The following is a 17916-nucleotide window of genomic DNA, read 5'->3' on the forward strand; positions in this document are numbered from 1 at the left end:
TCGCCGCACTCCTTCCCCACATCACTGAGGCGCTCACGCCAGGATTCCTGGGTCCTCAGCAACTGGTCAGCGAATTCAAGACCCTCCGTCTGCCCTGGCACGCCCTGATGCTGTGCGTTCAAATTTCCCACGGCAGTCCCCATACCGGCCTGCATCTCCTCGCCATGAATGGCAGCCGCACGCAGTAACTTTGGGTCGACTTCAGTACCAGACAAAACAATCCCCCGATCTCCCGCTATTCTTTTCTCACACCAAAGGCCAACCCTTCAGGTAAGCCGAGAGCAGCCTGCCATCGAAATTCCCTCAGGATTTGACAACCTGTCACCATACGAGACGGCTCCAGAGGTTTGTCTCACGAGCACGAGATTCGGCCAATATTCGTCCCGAACGCACTGGGGTCCGAAGGGGTGCAGCAGCAGTATTCGCCGCGGCACAGACGACGGGCCCGCTATGGGCTCCTCTTGAGCCGAGGCCACCGCTCCATACCCGTTCGTCCTCGCCCGCGGCTTGTCCGGACCCGGACCACACCCTCGTGCAACCCCTCCCGTCACAGCCGCGTCTTTCGCACCATGCACGCGAACCTGGCCCGCGTACAGCAACTACTGATCTTCACCCGGCTCCAGACGAGCAGCTGCGCGTTCGCCGTCGCGCTGCTCGCGGGGGTCGCGCTGTCCACCGTGCTGCCGCAGTTGCCCGTGGCCAGGTATGACCTGTTGCTCGTCTACGGACTGCTGCTCACGCTGGTGTTCCGTCTGCGCGGGTGGGAGAGCGGCAGGGATGTCCTGGTCATCGCCGTGTGTCACGCGATCGGGCTGGCCTTCGAGATGGTGAAGGTCTCGCTCGGCTCCTGGAGCTATCCGGAGCCCGCGGTGTTCAAGTTCGCGGGCGTGCCCCTGTACGGGGGCTTCCTCTACGCCGCGGTGGGCAGCTACGTCTGCCGCGCATGGCAGCTGATGGACCTGGAACTCGTCCGCTACCGCCCGCGCGCCACCACGGCCCTGGCCGTGGCCGTCTACGTGAACTTCTTCAGCCACCACTGGCTGCCCGACCTGCGCTGGCTCCTCGCCGCCCTGCTCGTCGCGGTCACGGGAGGCACGTCGGTGCGGTTCAGTGTGGGGCAGGCGCGCTACCGCATGCCGCTGGCGCTGTCCTTCGCGCTGATCGGATTCTTCTTGTGGCTGGCGGAGAACATCGCCACCTACCTGGGCGCATGGCGCTACCCGCACCAGCTCCACGGGTGGCAACCGGTCGCCCTGGAGAAGTTCGGCTCCTGGGCACTGCTGATCAGCGTCACGTTCGTGATCGTGGCGGCCACCCGGCGGGAGCGCAGCCCCGGGTGACCTCGGAGGGGTGTGCCACCCATGACGGCATGACCGGAATTCCTTTCGACCATTCTCCGGCCCCCTGTTTGCCCGTGCCGGCGACATCGCCAACCCCCTTTCGAGAGTCGGCCGGAGTGACAACTCCAGGACGGGGCAAGGGCATTGACAGGCCAGTCAGGACTCGAACGGAGAAGAGAAATGGGATGGGCGGAGCGCACTCCGGCGGCCGGGAGGATCAGGGATGCCGAGCGGGCGCGGGACGAGCCGCGGGCGGCGCTGAAGGGGGCGGGCCTCACCTTGCCGTCCCTGGCTCCGGACGGGGTGTCGCTGGTGGGGGACCTTCCGCGCCCGCTGGTGCATCCGGTGCGCTGCACGCCGGAGCTCGCGCGGCGGCTCGCGCGGGCGGTGGGGAAGGGCGCCCCGTGAGCGAGGAGACGGCCGGCTCCGCCGCTGAACGCGACACCGGTGACGAGGCGGAGCAAGAGGAATCCGCGAGGCGGCGGGAGGAATTAGCGGAAAGGGTCCGGGAAGCGAATCGGCTCAGTGTGAATCGGCCGCGCTGAAAAGCCCCCGCAGCCATTCCGCCGCCGCCTCCGGCTCCTCCACCACCGGCACCCCGTCGGGTCCCGGCGGGCGCCGTACGACGACCACCGGGACCCCGGCCTCCCGCGCCGCCGTCAGCTTGGCGGCGGTCGCGGAGGCGCCGCTGTCCTTCGTCACGAGCACATCGATGCGGTGGGCGCGGAGCAGCGCGCGCTCGCCCTCCAGGGTGAAGGGGCCGCGGTCGAGCAGCACCTCCATACGGGGTGGGTGCGGGGGCTCGGGGGCGTCGACGGAGCGGACGAGGAACCAGAGTTCGGTGAGGTGGGCGAAGTGGGCGAGGCCCATCCGGCCGGTGGTGAGGAAGACGCGGGCGCCGAGGGCCGGGAGGGCGGCGGCGGCCTCGTCCAGGGAGGTGACCTGGTGCCATGTGTCGCCGGGTCCCGGCACCCAGCCGGGCCGGCGGACGGCGAGCAGGGGAACATGGGCGGTGGCGGCGGCCAGGGCCGCATTGTGACTGATCGTGTCGGCGAAAGGATGGGTGGCGTCGATGAGCGCGTCCACCGCGTGCTCACGCAGCCAGCGGGCGAGGCCCTCGGGGCCGCCGAACCCGCCGATGCGTACCTCCCCCGCGGGCAGCCGTGGTGCGGCGACCCGGCCGGCGAGCGAGGTCGTCACACGCAGGGCGCACTCCGGCGCCGGCGCGGGCTCCGGTGCCCCGGCGGCCTCCGGCGCCAGGGCGGCGGCCAGGCGGCGGGCCTCCGTCGTACCGCCGAGGATCAGTACATGGCGTGGCGGGCGGGCTGCGTCGGGCATGGGATGTGGGTTCCTCCGTGGCTGAAGCGCAACCGCAGGGTACGGGGAAGGCCGCGGGCGGGCGTAGCGCGCAGCTCGCGCACACCGGGCTGCGGCCCGGCTGGACGACCGGTGCCTGTGCGACGGCGGCGAGCACGGCCGCGTACACGGCGCTGCTGAGCGGCGAGTTCCCCGATCCGGTGACGATCACGCTGCCGAAGGGGCAGACGCCGTCCTTCGCGCTGGCGGTGGAGGAGCTGGCGCCGGGGCGGACGGCCGCCACGGCGGGTGTCGTCAAGGACGCGGGCGACGATCCGGATGTCACACACGGGGCGCTCGTCCGGGCCACCGTACGGGTGCTGCCCGCGGGGTCGGGCGTCGTCTTCAGGGCCGGGCCGGGCGTCGGGACCGTCACCCGGCCCGGCCTGCCGCTGGACGTGGGCGAGCCGGCCATCAACCCCGTGCCGCGGCAGATGATGCGGGAGCATCTGGCGGAGGTCGCCGGGCGCCACGGCGGCCCGGGGGCGACGGCCGATGTCGAGGTGGAGATCTCGGTCGATCACGGGGAGGAGATCGCCCGGAGCACCTGGAATCCGCGGCTGGGGATCCTGGGCGGGCTGTCCATCCTGGGGACCACCGGGATCGTGGTGCCGTACTCCTGCTCGGCGTGGATCGACTCCATCCGGCGGGGGGTGGACGTCGCCCGCGCGGCGGGGCGGCGGCATGTGGCCGGGTGTACGGGGTCGACGTCGGAGAAGGTGGCCGTCGCACTGCACCACCTGCCCGAGGACGCGCTGCTGGACATGGGCGACTTCGCGGGGGCGGTGCTGAAGTACATCCGGCGGCATCCCGTGGAGCGGCTCACCATCTGCGGCGGGTTCGCCAAGCTGTCCAAGCTGGCGGCCGGGCACCTGGATCTGCACTCGGCGCGGTCCCAGGTGGACAAGGGGTTCCTGGCCGAGCTCGCCCGGCGGGGCGGGGCGGACGAGGCGCTGGCGGGGGCGGTCGCGGAGGCCAACACGGGCCTGGCGGCGCTGCAGTTGTGCACCGCGGCGGGTGTCCCGCTGGGGGATCTGGTGGCGGCGACGGCGCGGGACGAGTCGCTGGCCGTGCTGCGGGGCGCGCCCGTCGCGGTCGACGTCATCTGCATCGACCGGGCGGGGATGGTGGTGGGGCGGGCGGAGCCGCGGGGGCCGGGGGACGCCCGGCAGGGAAGCCCTCAGCGGTGACGGGCTTCCCCCACGTCAGCGGTCAGTTCCGGTACCCGCGGCCGAACCGGTCGGCGATGCAGTCCTCCCCGCTGCCGGTGAGCGACCCCAGCGCCGTACCGAGGGCGCAGGTGGTCAGCCGCAGCGGGTTGTCACGGAGTCCGGAGCGGTCGTAGCCGCCCTCCCGGCGGTCGTAGCGCCCTTCGCGGCGGTCGTGCACCCGGCCCGGCCGGTCGTGCATCCGGCCCGGACTGTCGTGCATCCACGGCGAGCTGTCGCCCCTCTGGCCCGGGGTGTCCTTCGCCTGTGCGACATGGCCCTTGCCGTCGGCCGCGGCGACGTTGCCGCCGAAGAGCGTCAGCAGGGCTGCGGCGCCGACGACGCCGGCGGCCAGTCTGGTACGCATCGTGGCGTACTCCTTTGCTTCGGCCCCCCTTGGGTGTCGCAGCTTCCTTACCGGCCCCCGGCAGGGGGCTAACGGGTATTCACCCTGATGCGGTCGGAGAGCCATCCGGACGGGCCCGGAGGGGCCGCGACCGGTCCGGGCCCGTGTCCTCGGTTGCGTCCTCGGTGTGCAATTGCCCGAAAACAGCCTCGGCGGACGCATGCCCTTTCCCGCGCCACAGCACCCTGTTTCCGGATCAGGGGGAAGTGACACCCCCGATGGAGAGGAAAGCAGGGAAGGCAGACATCTCGCCCCTTCACACTCACCGCGGGCTCGGCGGACGGTACCCGCAAAATATACGCGGAGGGCGTGCATGAAGGGTTTTCCCCGGACACTTTTCCGATAGCCGCCGCATGGTCGGTTCACCACCAAGAAGCGGGCAAAAGTGCAGGTCAGGGCGATCATTGCGCTCGATTGCATACCGGTTAAAAACTGAACGGTAAGTTGCCTGGGAAAGCTTTGGCGTGATTGCATTCTGCGAGCACACGGACCGTGATTATGGACGCCACATTTCCGGCACCCAACGGCCCCGTTACGGCCGCATTCGCTTTATCGGCAAATTCGGCTTTATCGGCAATTCGGTCTGCGTGAGTTCAGAACCCATAGCTTTGAAGGGAAGGGCACGCCATGAACGGCTTCACCCCCGCGATCGACACCTGCGAGATCGCCGACAACGAGCTGGACAACATTGCCGGTGGGCTCGCCAGCGCCGGTGCCGAGGTTGCCGGGCACGGTGCCGCCGTGAGCGTCGGCGGTGTCGTCGAGACCGCCGGGTCCCTCGCGTCGAGCCTGCCCGTCGGCCAGGTCACCGGTGTGGCCACGGTGGAGACCACCGGCTTCTGAGAGCGGCTGACCGCGGCTGACATCAACGTCAGCGGCGAGGCTTGACGGCCAGGAGTATTCCTCGTGCCCCACCGGTGCTTCGGCATCCCGGCAGGGCCGGCCGGAACCCCGGAACCTCCAGTTCCGGGGTTCACGCATGTCCGGGCCGGGATCCGGGAGGAATTCCGGTCGGTAGAGGTCCGCGGCCGCGGGCCGCGGCCCGTACCCGTCGGCTACGGGGTCTCCGTGGCCGACGGCGCGGCGCACGGCAGGTGCGGCCGCTCGCGGTCCGCCGAGTAGAGATGGCTGTCGCGGAACTGCTCGGCGCCCAGGGTGCGGCCGACCATGATGACGGCCGTACGGACCACGCCCGCGGCCTTCACCTGGCCGGCGATATCGGCGAGGGTGCCCCGCAGCACGAGTTCGTCGGGGCGGGAGGCCATGGCGACGACCGCGGCGGGGCAGTCGGCGCCGTAGTGCGGCAGGAGTTCGCCGACGACCCGGTCGACGTACATGGCGGCCAGATGGAGCACCAGCAGCGCACCGCTGCGCCCGAGCGTGGCGAGGTCCTCGCCCTCGGGCATGGGGGTGGCCCGCTGCGCGACCCGGGTGAGGATGACGGTCTGGCCCACGGTGGGGACGGTCAGCTCGCGCTTGAGCGCGGCCGCCGCCGCGGCGAACGCGGGGACGCCCGGCACCACGTCGTAGGGCACCCCGGCCGCGTCCAGCCGGCGCATCTGCTCGGCGACCGCGCTGAAGACGGACGGGTCGCCGGAGTGCAGCCGGGCCACGTCGTGGCCCTCCTCGTGCGCGCGGACCATTTCGGCGGTGATGGTGTCGAGGTCCAGCTGCGCGGTGTCGACGAGCCGGGCGCCGGGCGGGCACTCGGCGAGCAGCTCGCGCGGCACCAGGCTGCCGGCGTACAGACAGACCCCGCAGGAGGCGAGCGTACGGGCGCCGCGCACGGTGATCAGGTCGGCGGCGCCGGGACCCGCGCCGATGAAGTGGACGGTCATGATTGCTCGGTCTCCTGGGGGAGGGCGGTCGGGGACGGGGAGGCGGACGGCGGTTTCACGGCCGCCCACTGGGTCACCGGCATCGCCTGCCGCCAGCCGGTGAAACCGCCGACGGGCACGGCGTGGGCGACCGCGAGCCGGACCAGCTCGCCGCCGTGCCGCCGGTACCAGTCGGCGAGCAGCGCCTCGGACTCCAGCGTCACGGTGTTCGCCACGATCCGGCCGCCCGGCGGCAGCGCCGTCCAGCACGCGGCCAGCAGACCGGGGGCGGTCAGCCCGCCGCCGATGAAGACCGCGTCCGGCGTCGGCAGCCCGTCCAGCGCGGCGGGCGCGGACCCGGGGACGACCCGCAGTCCCGGGACGCCGAGCGCCTGCGCGTTCCGGCCGATCCGCTCGGCCCGTACGGGGTCGCGCTCGACGCTGACGGCGCGGCAGCTGCGGTGCGCCCGCAGCCACTCGACGGCGATGGAGCCGGAGCCGCCGCCGATGTCCCAGAGGAGTTCGCCGGGGGCGGGGGCCAGCGCGGCGAGGGTGGCGGCGCGGACATGGCGCTTGGTGAGCTGGCCGTCGTGCTCGTAGGCGGCGTCGGGGAGACCGGGGACGGTGGAGAGCGGCGGGGTGCCGGGCGCGCGGCGGCAGTCGAGGGCGAGGACGTTGAGGGGGTCGCCGGGCGGTGCGTCCCAGTCGTCGGCGGTGCCCTCGGCGGTCCGTTCGCGGGGGCCGCCGAGCTGCTCCAGTACGCGCATCCGGGTCGGGCCGAAGCCGCGGGCGCGCAGCAGCGCCGCGACCTCGGCGGGGGTGCCGGCGCCGGCGGACAGCACCAGCACCCGGCGGCCGTCGTACAGCGCGCGGACCAGGTTCGCGGCGGGCCGTCCGACGAGCGTGACGACCTCGGTGTCCTCCAGCGGCCAGCCGAGGCGGGCGCAGGCGTGGGAGACGGAGGAGGGGTGCGGGAGGATGCGCAGCCGGGGGCCGGCGCCGGGGGCCGGTGGCCCGCCCGCCGCCTCTCCCGCACCGGCGGCCGCCCGCTCCCCGAGCACCTCGGTCAGCGTCCGCCCGATGCCGTAGAACATCGGGTCGCCGCTGGCCAGCACGCACACCCGGCGTCCGGCGTACGCGGCGAGCAGACCGGGGACCGCGGGGCGCAGCGGCGACGGCCACGGGACGCGCTCACCGGCGCACTCCTCGGGCAGCAGCGCGAGCTGGCGGGCGCCGCCGATCAGCACCTCGGCGGTGGACAGGGCCTGCCGGGAGGCGGCGGGCAGTCCGTCCCAGCCGTCGGCCCCGATGCCGACGACAGACAGGGGTTCAGGAGCGGCCGGGGCGGGTGGTGCGGGGCTCACTGCCGGATACCTCAGAGGTCGGGAGGGGACGGGGACCGGTCCGGGGGACGGGAGCCGAACTTTACTGACCGGTCGTTCCGCACCGCCCCGCGGGGAGGCCCGCCCCCTCCCTCATGTCAGCAGGGCGATCAGGAACTGGCCCGCGAACAGGAACGCCGCGCAGAAGCCCACGACCGCCGGCAGCCACTGCCAGATGCCGCGCGGGGAGTCGAAGCAGGCCAGGTAGCCGAGGACGGCGACAGTGCCGAGCAGGGCACCCAGCCAGAAGGTGAGGCCGTCGCGGTGGGTGGACAGGATGGCGACGGCGGCCAGCAGGCCGAGGGGCGCCAGCAGCGCTCCCGTGCCGGGTGCGGGCCGCCGGGTCTCCCCCGTAGCGTTGCTCATGGCGCCGGATGCTACCCGGCAGGAGGAGCTTCGGCGGCTCACCGCGCCAGCCGGGAGCGGATGGCAAAGCTCCGTTTCCGCCCCCGGGCCCGACCGCCTCCGCACCGCCCTGACCAGGCACGATCGTCCGTTCGACGGTAATGACAACGGTCACCGGTGCAGCCTTTGGATCTTTCGCGGAAGTGCGGTTTGCTTCGCAGCAAGGAGCCAGGAAGGAGCGCGCCGATGACCGAGCACGCCCATAGCCACGGGCACAGCCACAGCCATGCGCACGGTGTCTCACCCGACGCGGACCGGCGCTGGCTGCGGGCCGCGCTGATCCTGCTCACCGCGTACATGGCGGTCGAGGTCGTCATCGGTGTGATCGCGCAGTCCCTGGCGCTGATCTCGGACGCCGCCCATATGCTCACCGACGCGGTCTCGATCGTGCTGGCCCTGATCGCGATGCGGCTGGCCGCGCGGCCGGCCCGCGGCGGGTACACCTACGGCCTCAAGCGCGCCGAGATCCTCTCCGCACAGGCCAACGGCATCACCTTGCTGCTGCTGTCGGTCTGGCTGGCGTACGAGGCGGTCGAGCGGCTGATCTCGCCGCCGAAGGTGACCGGCGGGCTGGTGCTGGTCACCGCGCTGTCGGGGATCGTGGTCAATCTGATCTGCACGTGGCTGCTGTCCAAGGCCAACCGCTCCAGCCTGAACGTCGAGGGCGCCTATCAGCACATCCTCACCGACCTGTTCGGGTTCGTCGCCACCGCCGTCGCCGGTCTGGTCGTGCTGACGACGGGCTTCGAGCGGGCGGACGCGATCGCCACGCTCGTGGTCGTCGCGCTGATGCTGCGGGCCGGAACGGGGCTGGTGCGGGAGTCCGGCCGGATCTTCATGGAGGCCGCGCCGGCCGGCATCGACCCGGACGCGCTGGGCGACCATCTGGTCGCCGCGGACGAGGTCGTCGAGGTGCACGATCTGCACATCTGGCAGATCACCTCCGGGCATCCGGCGCTGTCCGCGCACATCCTGGTGGCGCCGGGCGGCGACTGCCACAAGGTCCGCCGCAGTCTGCAGGAGCTGCTGAGCGGGGAGTACGGCATCACCCACGCCACCCTCCAGGTCGATCACGTCGGCGAACAGGGCGCCGCCGATGAGCTGCTGACGCTGAGCCCGCGGCCCGGTCCCGGCCCGGAGCTGCAGGCCGGTCACTGCGAGGACGCGCACGGTCCGGTGCACCGGCCGGGGCCGCACCGGCACTGAGCGGCCGGGGCGGCGAGCCCCGGGGTGCACTCCGGCTGCCGGAGCGGCGCGCCGTTCCGCGTCCCCTCACTCGGGTGAACCCGGCCCGGGACAGCGCCGCCTGCCGCCGGTGACGGGGCCCGCGATGCTCGGATGACGACATGAGAACCGCCGTTGTCTGCGCGCTGCTGTGCGCCGCCACGCTCCCTGGACCGTCCGCCGCCGCGTACGCCCCGAAGGCACCGCCCGCCGTCTCCGTGACGGTGGCGGTGACCGACGGCGCCGACGACGCCGAGTCCGGCAAACGGCTCGACTACCGCATCACCGTGCACAACCTGGGCGCCACCGAGGTCCACGGCGCCCGGATCGAACAGCGGATGCCGGCCACCACGACCTCGGCGACCGCGCCCGGAGGCACCGTCGAAGGGCACGGTGTGGGCGAGCAGAAGGCGATCTGGCGCTCCGATCTGCCCGCGCACGACATCCAGGTCTTCACCGCCAGGGCCGTGCTCGGCGGCCGCAGCGACCTCGCCGCCGCCTCCGCCGGCCCCGCCGCCCCCGGCACGCTCCGCGCCGCCGCCACGGTCTGTGTCTACGTCGGCGAATCCTTCGCGCCCACGGCCTGCTCGGGCGATCTGGACGACCTGCCGGAGACCTCCCCGGAGGGCGAGGGCGGCGGCTGGATGGGGTGGGCGGCGGCCGCCGTGGCGATGGCGCTGCTCGGGCCGGGAGTGGTGCGGGCGGTCCGGCGGCGGCGCGCCGCGCGGGCGGGCTGAGCCGGGCCGCGCACCCGGTCACCCATTGGCACCGCCCCGGCTCGCGGGCGGCGCGGGTTCCCACTTGCCTGGGAGGTGGCCGTAGGGCGCGTCCTGCGGAGCTCCTCCGGCCCGGCCGGTCCGTGGGACGCGCCCCAGTCCGCCGTGCAGGAAGGACCGGACGCGATGTCAGCGAGCGCACCCGTACGCCCGGGCGGGCGGGTGACGGAGGGCAAGCGGCCGCCGCACGGGCCGCGGCGCGTACGGGGGCTGGCCGGTGGGGTGTTGCTGCTGGTGGGGGCGTTGCTGCTGCCGCTGAGCCTGGTCGCGCTGTGGGCGCGGGCCGAGCTGACCGAGACCGACAGCTATGTGGCGGCGGTGGCGCCGCTGGCCGGGAACGCCGCCGTCCAGGAGGCGGTCGTCGACGATGTGACGGCCGGCGTGATGGCGCATGTCCGGCTCGACGGGCTGCTGAAGGCCGTACCGCGCGCCGAGCGTCCCGCGGTGCGGCGGCACTTCACCCGCGGGATTCGCCAGTTCGTGGCCCAGCAGGTGCGGCAGGTCGTCACCGGGAGCGGCTTCCCCGCGGTGTGGAACGGGGTGCACCGGACCGCCCACCGGACGCTGGACGGCCGGCTGGCCGCGTCCGGGCGGTCCGCGGTCACGCTGGATCTCACCCCGGTCGTGGAACGCGTCAAGCGCCAGCTGTCCCACAACGGCATGGGGCTCGACATTCTCCGGCGGGTGCCGCGGGCCGGGGTGGAGATCGTGCTGCTGAAGGGCCCGGACGTGCCACGGATCCGGGCCGTCTACGAGGTCGTCCGCACCGGGGCGCTGCTGTTGCCGCCGGTCGCGGCGCTGTGTCTGACCGGCGGGCTGCTGCTGGCGCGGCGCCGGCGGCGGGCGCTGATCGGTGCGGGGCTGGGCTGCGCGGCGGCCGCCGGTCTGCTGGCTGCGGCGCTCGCGCTGGCCCGCAGCCGCACCCTGGACGCGCTGCCCGCGATGGTCTCCCGGCCGGCCGCGGGCGCCTACGCGGACGCCCTCACCGGACCGCTGCGCACCGGGGTCTGGCTCGTCATCGGCGCGGGAACACTGACCGCGGCGCTGGCCGCGGCGGGACCGCCGGCTCTCCGTGCCCTGAGGGCCCGCCGGCTCGCCGCCCGCACCGGCGACGGCCCCTGACCGCCGCTCAGATCGCCAGCACCGTCTTCCCCTGCGCCCGGCCGGTGCGGCTGGTCGCCAAGGCGTCCGGTGCCTCTTCCAGGGAGACCTCGCGTCCCACGAGGACCGTCAGCCGGCCCGCGTCGACATGGCCCGCGAGGATCTCCAGCAGCTGCGGGGAGGGGCGGTTGACGAAGTTGAAGCCGCGGAGATTGTGCTCGGTGAGCTCGTCCGCGTCGGCCGAGCCGATCAGCGAGACGGCGGTCCCCCCGTCGCGCACGGTCCGGGTCAGTTCGGCGAACTCGGCGGCGCCGCTGGTCATGTCGATCAGCACATCGACACCGCCCGGATGGTGCGCGAGGACCTGGTCGGCGATCGGGCCCGCGGTGTGGTCGACGGTCTCGGCGGCGCCCAGCGTGCGCATCAGTTCCGCCTTGGCCGGGCGGGCGGTGGCGATCACCTCGGCGCCGCGGCCGGCCGCGAGCTGGGTGATGAAGGTGCCGACGCCGCCGGTGGCGCCGACGATCAGCACCGTTCTGCCCTCGGCGATCCGGGTCTCCTCGACCAGGTTGTACGCGGTCATGCCGGCCGTCGGCAGTGCCGCGGAGGTGGCGTAGGTGACGCTGCGGGCGGCGTGCGCGATGCGGTCCTCGTCGGCGACGGCGAGTTCGCAGTACGAACCGCCGCCCTGCTCGGGCCGCTGGAACTGGCCGAACACCGCGTCGCCGATGGTGAACCGCCGCACCCCGCTCCCGATGGCGAGCACCTCGCCCGCCCCGTCCGATCCCAGGACGAGGGGGAACACGGCCGGCACGGCATCGCCGAACATCCCGTCGGCGAGCTTCCAGTCGACGGGGTTGAGTCCGGCGGCGGACAGCCGCACCAGGACCTCACCGGGCCCTGGTTCGGGCTGCGGCAGATCCATGAGCTGCGGCTGTTCACCGAATGCGCTGACTGCTACGGCTCTCATCGTGGCGCTCCCTTCCACCCTTCCGACCGGTGGCCGAAGTGGATCGTAAGCACGCCGGCCGGGCCGGAGGCGGCAGGAGGAGAGGCGGTGCGGCGGAAGCAACTCGTACGGCCCCGCACGCCGGGGCTGTCCGGCCCCCGTTCGGCATGGCGCGGCCGCACGGGCCGTTCGCGGCCCGGCCGGCGGTCCGCGTCACCGGCGCTGCGCACCCCGGGTGGCCCGTACCGGGCGCCGCTCGGCTCCAGCCTGGTGAATTCCCCGGCCCCGGGGTCGCGGCGCAGGGCGTTCGGCTCTCCGGAAGGTCCGCCTCGGGTAGATATGACGCCATGCGCGTTCTGGTGGTGGAGGACGAGGAGTGCCTCGCGGACATGATCGCCGCGGAGCTGCGCCGCGCCGCGATCGTGGTGGATATCGCCCACGACGGCCGCGCGGCGCTGGCCGGACTGCGGCTCGGTGCGTACGACGTGCTCGTCCTGGACGGTGAGCTGCCCGCACCGCACGGCGACGCCCTGCGCCGGTATGTGGTGGAGCACGGGCTGGCGACCCGGGTGTTGCTGCTCACCGCGTCCGCCCCGGACGACCGGGCGGCGGGCCCGGAGCCGGCCGCCGACGACTGTCTGGCCAAGCCCTTCGCCCACGAGGAGTTGCTCACCCGGGTCCTGACGCTGGGCCGGCCCGCCCGCCGCATGGAGCCGCAGGTCATCGAGCGGGCCGGCGTCACCGTCGACACCGCGCACCGGCTGGCCGCCCGCGACGGCCGGCCGCTGGCGCTGTCGCGTACGGAGTTCGGGGTGCTCGAAGTGCTGCTGCGCGCGCAGGGCGCGGTGGTCAGCGGTGACGAGCTGATCGAGGAGGTGTGGGAGGAGCACACCAGCTATGGCGGCAACGCCGTACGCGTCACCCTCGGCGCGCTGCGCGCCAAGCTCGGCGATCCGCCGGTGATCGAGGCCGTGCCGGGCGCCGGGTACCGGATGACCGACGGGCCGGGGACGGGCGGCGAGCCGGAGCCGGGCGCCCGGCGGGAAGCGGTCTGAGGGGGCGTATCTCCGCCCCCACCCGATTGCCCGCATGACGGGTCCGGCCGCGGGCCGCGGGATTCAATGACGCAATGATCCGGTTCGAGTCCGTCACCAAGCGCTACCCCGACGGGACCACCGCCGTCGACGGCCTCTCCTTCGAGGTCGGCGAGGGGGAACTGGTGACGCTGGTCGGGCCGTCCGGCTGCGGCAAGACGACGACCATGATGATGGTCAACCGGCTCATCGACCCGACGCACGGGCGGATCTATGTCGACGGTGCGGACATCGCCGGTGTCGACCCGGTCAGCCTGCGCCGCGGGATCGGCTATGTCATCCAGCAGACCGGTCTCTTCCCGCACCGCACCGTCCTCGACAACACCGCGACCGTGCCCTTTCTGACCGGCTGGAAGAAGGCCAAGGCCCGCGAGCGGGCCGCCGAACTCCTGGATCTGGTCGGCCTGGACCCGGCCGTCTACGGCCCGCGCTACCCCGACCAGCTCTCCGGCGGCCAGCGCCAGCGGGTCGGGGTGGCCCGTGCGCTCGCCGCCGATCCGCCCGTGCTGCTGATGGACGAGCCGTTCGGCGCGGTCGACCCGGTCGTCCGCGACCGGCTGCAGAAGGAATTCCTGCGGCTGCAGGCCACTCTGCACAAAACGGTGCTGCTGGTCACCCATGACATCGAGGAGGCCATCCGGCTCGGCGACCGGATCGCGGTCTACGGCGCCGGCCGGATCGAGCAGTACGACACCCCCGCGAGCGTCCTCGGCGCCCCCGCCACCCCCTACGTCGCCGAATTCATCGGTACCGACCGTGCGTTGAAGCAGCTCTCGGTCACCGGTATCGACCGCGGCGACCTCGAACGCCCTCCGTTCGCCCGGCTCGGCGAACCCGCCGCGGACGCCCTGGCCCGGCTGCGGACCGAGGGCGCCCGCTGGGCGGTGGTGCTCGACGAGGAGGGCGCACTGCACGGCTGGGTGGGCACCGAGGAGCTGGCGGACGGGGAGGGCACGGTCGCCTCTCACGCCCGCCGGATGGAGGCCTGGGTACCGGTGACCGGCACCCTCAAAGCAGCCTTCAGCGAGATGCTCAAACACGACGCCGGCTGGATCGCGGTCCTGGACGGCCACCGGTTCCTGGGCGTCCTCACCCCGACCACGCTCCATGAGGCGCTGCGCCGCACCATCGGATCGGACGAGCGGGGAGTACCGCGGGAGCGGGCCGAGGTGGACTCGGTCCCTACGGAGTGAGGGCGCCGGGAGGAGTGGGGGTTTCACGTGAAACGCCCGCCCTGCCTCCCCACGCGGCGTTTCACGTGAAACACAGGCCATGTCACCGCTCGCGCCATCGGCACGGTCACGGACCGCCCCACGGACCACGCCTTCCGCACGGTGTCAGTCCTTGGGCAACAGCCCTTCGGCTTCCAGGTAGTTGCGCGCCACATCCGCCGGCAGCCGCCGCCAGCTGTCCACCTGCTCGTTGAGGTACGCCAGGTCGGCGGTGGTCAGCACCTTGTTCAGGCGGTTGAGTGCGGCGGCCGGGCGCTCGCCGCCCGCACGGGCGCGGTTGACGACGGGGACGACATAGTCGGCGTTCTGCAGCTTCTTGTCGTCGGTGAGCAGCACCAGACCGAACTGGTCGAGAGTGGCATCGGTGCTGGTGGTCAGCACCATCTGGTCGTGCCCGTTCTGCACGGCCTGCTTGGCGGGAGTGGTGCCGACACCCTTCGGGTCGATGGCCGTGATGTGGATCCCGTAGCGCTTCTTGAGCCCCGGCGCGCAGAACGGCCGCTGGACGCATTCATCGCCCGCGGCCAGACGGACCGGAAGCTTGGCGCGGCCCAGATCGCTGAGGGTCTTGAGGTGGTGCTTGCGGGCATAGGAGGCGCTCACCGCGAAGGCGTTCTGGTCGACGGCCCGGCCGGCCGGGAGCACGGTCAGCCCGCGCGGGCCGGCCAGCCGGCGCAGCGCGGCCATGGTGGCGCCGATGTCGGGCGAGGCCACAGGCGCCGCCTTGGAGCCCTTGTTCTTGGCATGGAGCCAGTCCGCGAAGGTGGCGGCGTACTCGGGGACGACATCGATCTGCCCCACCTCCAGGGCGGGTTCGTACAGCTCCCGGTTGCCGACGGTCACGACCCGGGTCCGGTACCCGGCGTGGTCGAGCAGCGCCGCGTACATCTGGGCGAGCAGCTCGCTCTCGGTGAAGCCGGCCGAGCCGATGACCAGTTCACGGCTGCCATCGGGGGAGGCGGTGATCGCGGAGCGGGTCTCCAGCGAGGGGCCACTGGCGCAGGCCGAGATCCCGATGACGGCGACGCCCGCAACGGCCGCCACAGCGGCCCTCATCGGACCCGTCCGCCCGCCCGGCCCGGTGCCCACCGCTGCGCCAGCTCGAAGGCGGCCTCCATCAACAGCGCGAACACCGCGACCAGCACCGCTCCGGCGACCACCTGCGGGGTGCTGGCCAGGTTGAAGCCCGCGGTGATGATCCGGCCGAGCCCGCCGCCGCCCACCAGCGCGGCGAGCGTGGCGGTGGCCACCAGCTGGACCGCGGCGATCCGGATGCCGGTCAGGACGAGCGGAGAGGCGAGCGGCACCTCGACCCGCCACACCAGCTGAGCGCCGGTCATCCCCATGCCCCGCGCGGCCCGCACCACGTTCTGGTCCACCTCACGCATCCCGACATACGCGTTGGTCAGCAGCGGCGGGATGGCGAACAGCACGAGCGCGATGATCGTCGGCCACTGTCCGTGCCGTCCAATCGGGGTGAGCAGCAGCAGGACGAGTACCGCGAAGGTCGGCACCGCGCGGCCGATGTTGGCGAGGTTGACCGCCAGCGCGCCGCCGCGGCCGAGGTGGCCGAGCGTCAGGGCGACCGGCAGCGCGATCAGGGCGCTGATGACCAGGCAGGCGAAGGTGAGCACGAGGTGCTGTTCGAGGCGGTGCCAGACACCGTTCTCCCCGGACCAGTTGGCGGCGGTGGTCAGCCACCCCCAGACCGCGGAGACGGTGTTCATACCCGCTGCCCGGGGGCCGCGGCGGCCGGCCGCTTCGGTCCGGCGACGGCCCGGGAACGCACCCTCGCCCGCCGGCCCGCCCGGCGCCAGGGCGTGAGCAGCCGTTCCACACCGAGCAGCAGCAGGTCCAGGACGACCGCGATCAGCACACAGAGCACGGACGCGGTGAGCACCTGCGCCTTGAAGAACGCATTCATCCCGGCGTAGATGAGGTTGCCCAGTCCGCCGTATCCGACGATGGCACCGACGGTGGTGAGCGCGACCGCCGAGACCGTGGCGATCCTCAGCCCGGCCATCGCCGCCGGTACGGCCAGCGGCAGCTCGACGGTCAGCAGTTGGCGCATCGGCCCGTACCCCATGCCCCGGGCAGCCTCCCTGGCCTCGGCGGGGACCCCGTCCAGCCCCGCCAGGATGTTCCGTACGAGCAGGGTCAGGGAGTACAGCGCGAGGCCGACCACCACGAGGGTGGCGGACAGCCCGTAGAGGGGCAGCAGCAGCGAGAACATCGCCAGCGACGGGATCGTGTAGAGCACGGTGGTGATGCCGAGCACCGGCCCGACCGTCCAGCGTCTGCGGCGGGCCAGCAGCGCCAGCGGGACCGCGATCACCAGCCCGAGCGCCACCGAGATCAGTGTGAGCTGGAGGTGCTGGGCGAGCGCGTCGAGCAGGATCTGCCGACGGGTGCTCAGGTAGTCGCCGCAGATCCAGTCGTTGTGCGCCAGGCAGTCGTCCGGCGGCGGTGCGGTCACGGTACGAGTCCACCGCGACGGGGGCGGGGTGTCGCGGCGGACGCGTCCGATCGGGGTGGGCGCGGACGGCCTCCATCACCGTGCCTCCCACCCGCCCCTTTCGCCTCTCCAGCCCCGTACACACCTTACGTATACACACGGTGTGTACTACCTATGTATAGTTCCCTGGAGTCCCTTCGACCGCTGTCACCGATGGTCGGCGCGACGCGGCCCCGCCCCGTACGCGTCGGCTTTGCCATGCGCAAAAACGCAGGTCACGGGCTCGTTGTCGACCACCCGAGCCCGAAGAGAGAGCCGTATGCCGAAGCCGATATCCGCGGCCCGCCGCACGTCCATGGCCGGGCTGCTGACGGCCGCCTCCCTGGCCCTGGCCCTCAGCGGCTGCGCCACCTACGACGTCACCGCCCCGGCCGACGCCCGCGCCGAGGCACCGGCGGCCGAGGTCACCAAGAAGGACGCCGCACTCGCCGCGGGCAAGGACGCCAAGGCCCCCCGGGGCGCGGCCGGTGACGGCGTCGACTGCCGCAAGGCCAAGTGCGTCGCGCTCACCTTCGACGCGGGCCCCAGCGAGAACACCGACCGCCTGCTGGACATCCTCAAGAAGGAGAAGGTCCGGGCGTCCTTCTTCATGCTCGGCAAGAACCACGTCGAAAAGCGCCCCGCCGAGGTGAAGCGGATCGACGCCGAGGGCCATGAGCTGGCCAACCACACCTGGTCGCACCAGATCCTGACCGAGATCTCGCCCGATGCGGCCAAGCGCGAGATGTCCCGCCTCCAGGAGGCGGTCCGCAAGATCACCGGCAAGGCGCCCCGGCTGATGCGCCCGCCGCAGGGCAGGACCGACGGAAGCGTCTCCGAGATCAGCAAGGACCTCGGCCTCGCGCAGGTCCTGTGGAGCGTGACCGCCAAGGACTACCAGACCAACGACTCGGCCCTGATCACCAAGCGGGTGCTCGAACAGACCGAGCGCGACGGCATCATCCTGCTGCACGACATCTACCGGGGGACCGTGCCGGCCGTGCCCGGCATCCTCAAGGAGCTGAAGAAGCGCGGCTACACGGTCGTCACCGTCTCCCAGCTGCTCTCCCCGGCGAAGCCGGAGCCGGGGATGGTCTACCGGCCGTAGCGCGCCACGGGCCGCGCGCCACGG

Annotated in this window: 19 protein-coding genes; 10 read left to right on the plus strand and 9 right to left on the minus strand. The window is 72.7% G+C overall.

Annotation, left to right across the window (positions count from 1 at the left end):
- Positions 1 to 569: 569 nt before the first annotated feature.
- Both NUT86_RS20430 and NUT86_RS20435 read left to right on the plus strand, forming a co-directional pair.
- Complete coding sequence (locus NUT86_RS20430; protein WP_174876369.1) at positions 570 to 1340, plus strand: DUF817 domain-containing protein; 771 nt, start codon at positions 570 to 572, stop codon at positions 1338 to 1340.
- Positions 1341 to 1520: 180 nt separating this feature from the next.
- A complete protein-coding gene (locus tag NUT86_RS20435) occupies positions 1521 to 1748 on the plus strand; it encodes a hypothetical protein (protein ID WP_274736882.1) in 228 nt (75 codons plus the stop codon).
- 114 nt (positions 1749 to 1862) lie between these two features.
- Here NUT86_RS20435 and NUT86_RS20440 read toward each other — a convergent pair whose 3' ends face one another.
- Positions 1863 to 2678, minus strand: a complete 816-nt coding sequence (locus tag NUT86_RS20440) for a cobalt-precorrin-6A reductase (RefSeq protein ID WP_274736884.1) — start codon at positions 2676 to 2678, stop codon at positions 1863 to 1865.
- A gap of 17 nt (positions 2679 to 2695) precedes the next feature.
- Here NUT86_RS20440 and NUT86_RS20445 point away from each other — a divergent pair, with 17 nt between their 5' ends.
- Complete coding sequence (locus NUT86_RS20445) at positions 2696 to 3886, plus strand: cobalt-precorrin-5B (C(1))-methyltransferase (protein ID WP_159487498.1); 1191 nt, start codon at positions 2696 to 2698, stop codon at positions 3884 to 3886.
- 22 nt (positions 3887 to 3908) lie between these two features.
- Here NUT86_RS20445 and NUT86_RS20450 read toward each other — a convergent pair whose 3' ends face one another.
- Complete coding sequence (locus NUT86_RS20450; RefSeq protein WP_266438385.1) at positions 3909 to 4271, minus strand: hypothetical protein; 363 nt, start codon at positions 4269 to 4271, stop codon at positions 3909 to 3911.
- Between the two features lie 666 nt (positions 4272 to 4937).
- Between NUT86_RS20450 and NUT86_RS20455 the strand changes: the two genes are divergently transcribed.
- On the plus strand, positions 4938 to 5153 hold the full coding sequence (locus NUT86_RS20455) for a hypothetical protein (RefSeq protein WP_018092765.1): 216 nt from the start codon (positions 4938 to 4940) through the stop codon (positions 5151 to 5153).
- Between the two features lie 212 nt (positions 5154 to 5365).
- Here NUT86_RS20455 and cobM read toward each other — a convergent pair whose 3' ends face one another.
- From cobM to NUT86_RS20470, 3 genes are all read right to left on the minus strand, one after another.
- On the minus strand, positions 5366 to 6148 hold the full coding sequence (gene cobM, locus NUT86_RS20460; protein WP_018092764.1) for a precorrin-4 C(11)-methyltransferase: 783 nt from the start codon (positions 6146 to 6148) through the stop codon (positions 5366 to 5368).
- The gene (gene cbiE, locus NUT86_RS20465; RefSeq protein ID WP_159487492.1) at positions 6145 to 7491 is read right to left on the minus strand and encodes a precorrin-6y C5,15-methyltransferase (decarboxylating) subunit CbiE; all 1347 of its coding nucleotides are present in this window, start codon (positions 7489 to 7491) and stop codon (positions 6145 to 6147) included. The genes cobM and cbiE overlap by 4 nt, the downstream gene beginning before the upstream one ends.
- Before the next feature lie 111 nt (positions 7492 to 7602).
- Positions 7603 to 7875: a hypothetical protein gene (locus NUT86_RS20470; protein ID WP_159487490.1), complete on the minus strand. Its 273-nt coding sequence runs from the start codon at positions 7873 to 7875 to the stop codon at positions 7603 to 7605.
- Between the two features lie 225 nt (positions 7876 to 8100).
- Here NUT86_RS20470 and NUT86_RS20475 point away from each other — a divergent pair, with 225 nt between their 5' ends.
- The 3 genes from NUT86_RS20475 (at position 8101) to NUT86_RS20485 (ending at position 11036) form a co-directional block, all read left to right on the plus strand.
- Positions 8101 to 9120, plus strand: a complete 1020-nt coding sequence (locus NUT86_RS20475; protein WP_159487488.1) for a cation diffusion facilitator family transporter — start codon at positions 8101 to 8103, stop codon at positions 9118 to 9120.
- Between the two features lie 140 nt (positions 9121 to 9260).
- Positions 9261 to 9875 (plus strand): hypothetical protein, encoded by a 615-nt coding sequence (locus NUT86_RS20480; protein ID WP_159487486.1) that lies wholly within the window; start codon positions 9261 to 9263, stop codon positions 9873 to 9875.
- 165 nt (positions 9876 to 10040) lie between these two features.
- Positions 10041 to 11036: a hypothetical protein gene (locus NUT86_RS20485; RefSeq protein WP_274736891.1), complete on the plus strand. Its 996-nt coding sequence runs from the start codon at positions 10041 to 10043 to the stop codon at positions 11034 to 11036.
- A gap of 7 nt (positions 11037 to 11043) precedes the next feature.
- Here the strand turns inward: NUT86_RS20485 and NUT86_RS20490 are convergent, their stop codons facing one another.
- A complete protein-coding gene (locus NUT86_RS20490) occupies positions 11044 to 11985 on the minus strand; it encodes an NADP-dependent oxidoreductase (RefSeq protein ID WP_026170197.1) in 942 nt (313 codons plus the stop codon).
- Between the two features lie 326 nt (positions 11986 to 12311).
- Here NUT86_RS20490 and NUT86_RS20495 point away from each other — a divergent pair, with 326 nt between their 5' ends.
- Both NUT86_RS20495 and NUT86_RS20500 read left to right on the plus strand, forming a co-directional pair.
- Entirely contained in the window at positions 12312 to 13019 is a 708-nt protein-coding gene (locus NUT86_RS20495) for a response regulator transcription factor (protein WP_274736893.1), read from the plus strand.
- Positions 13020 to 13093: 74 nt separating this feature from the next.
- On the plus strand, positions 13094 to 14251 hold the full coding sequence (locus NUT86_RS20500) for a betaine/proline/choline family ABC transporter ATP-binding protein (RefSeq protein ID WP_159487482.1): 1158 nt from the start codon (positions 13094 to 13096) through the stop codon (positions 14249 to 14251).
- Between the two features lie 144 nt (positions 14252 to 14395).
- Here NUT86_RS20500 and NUT86_RS20505 read toward each other — a convergent pair whose 3' ends face one another.
- Genes NUT86_RS20505 through NUT86_RS20515 form a run of 3 tightly spaced genes read right to left on the minus strand, consistent with a single transcriptional unit; the run spans position 14396 to position 16766 of the window.
- Entirely contained in the window at positions 14396 to 15346 is a 951-nt protein-coding gene (locus NUT86_RS20505) for an ABC transporter substrate-binding protein (RefSeq protein ID WP_274736896.1), read from the minus strand.
- Positions 15343 to 16017 (minus strand): ABC transporter permease, encoded by a 675-nt coding sequence (locus tag NUT86_RS20510; RefSeq protein ID WP_266438406.1) that lies wholly within the window; start codon positions 16015 to 16017, stop codon positions 15343 to 15345. Before NUT86_RS20510 ends, NUT86_RS20505 begins: the two co-directional genes overlap by 4 nt.
- Positions 16014 to 16766, minus strand: a complete 753-nt coding sequence (locus NUT86_RS20515; RefSeq protein WP_148589296.1) for an ABC transporter permease — start codon at positions 16764 to 16766, stop codon at positions 16014 to 16016. Before NUT86_RS20515 ends, NUT86_RS20510 begins: the two co-directional genes overlap by 4 nt.
- Before the next feature lie 298 nt (positions 16767 to 17064).
- Here NUT86_RS20515 and NUT86_RS20520 point away from each other — a divergent pair, with 298 nt between their 5' ends.
- Positions 17065 to 17892 (plus strand): polysaccharide deacetylase family protein, encoded by an 828-nt coding sequence (locus NUT86_RS20520; protein ID WP_274736899.1) that lies wholly within the window; start codon positions 17065 to 17067, stop codon positions 17890 to 17892.
- The last annotated feature ends 24 nt before the right edge of the window (positions 17893 to 17916 follow it).

The sequence above is a fragment of the Streptomyces sp. G7(2002) genome, assembly GCF_028870195.1.
In the GTDB taxonomy this organism is placed as follows: Bacteria; Actinomycetota; Actinomycetes; order Streptomycetales; family Streptomycetaceae; genus Streptomyces; species Streptomyces nigrescens.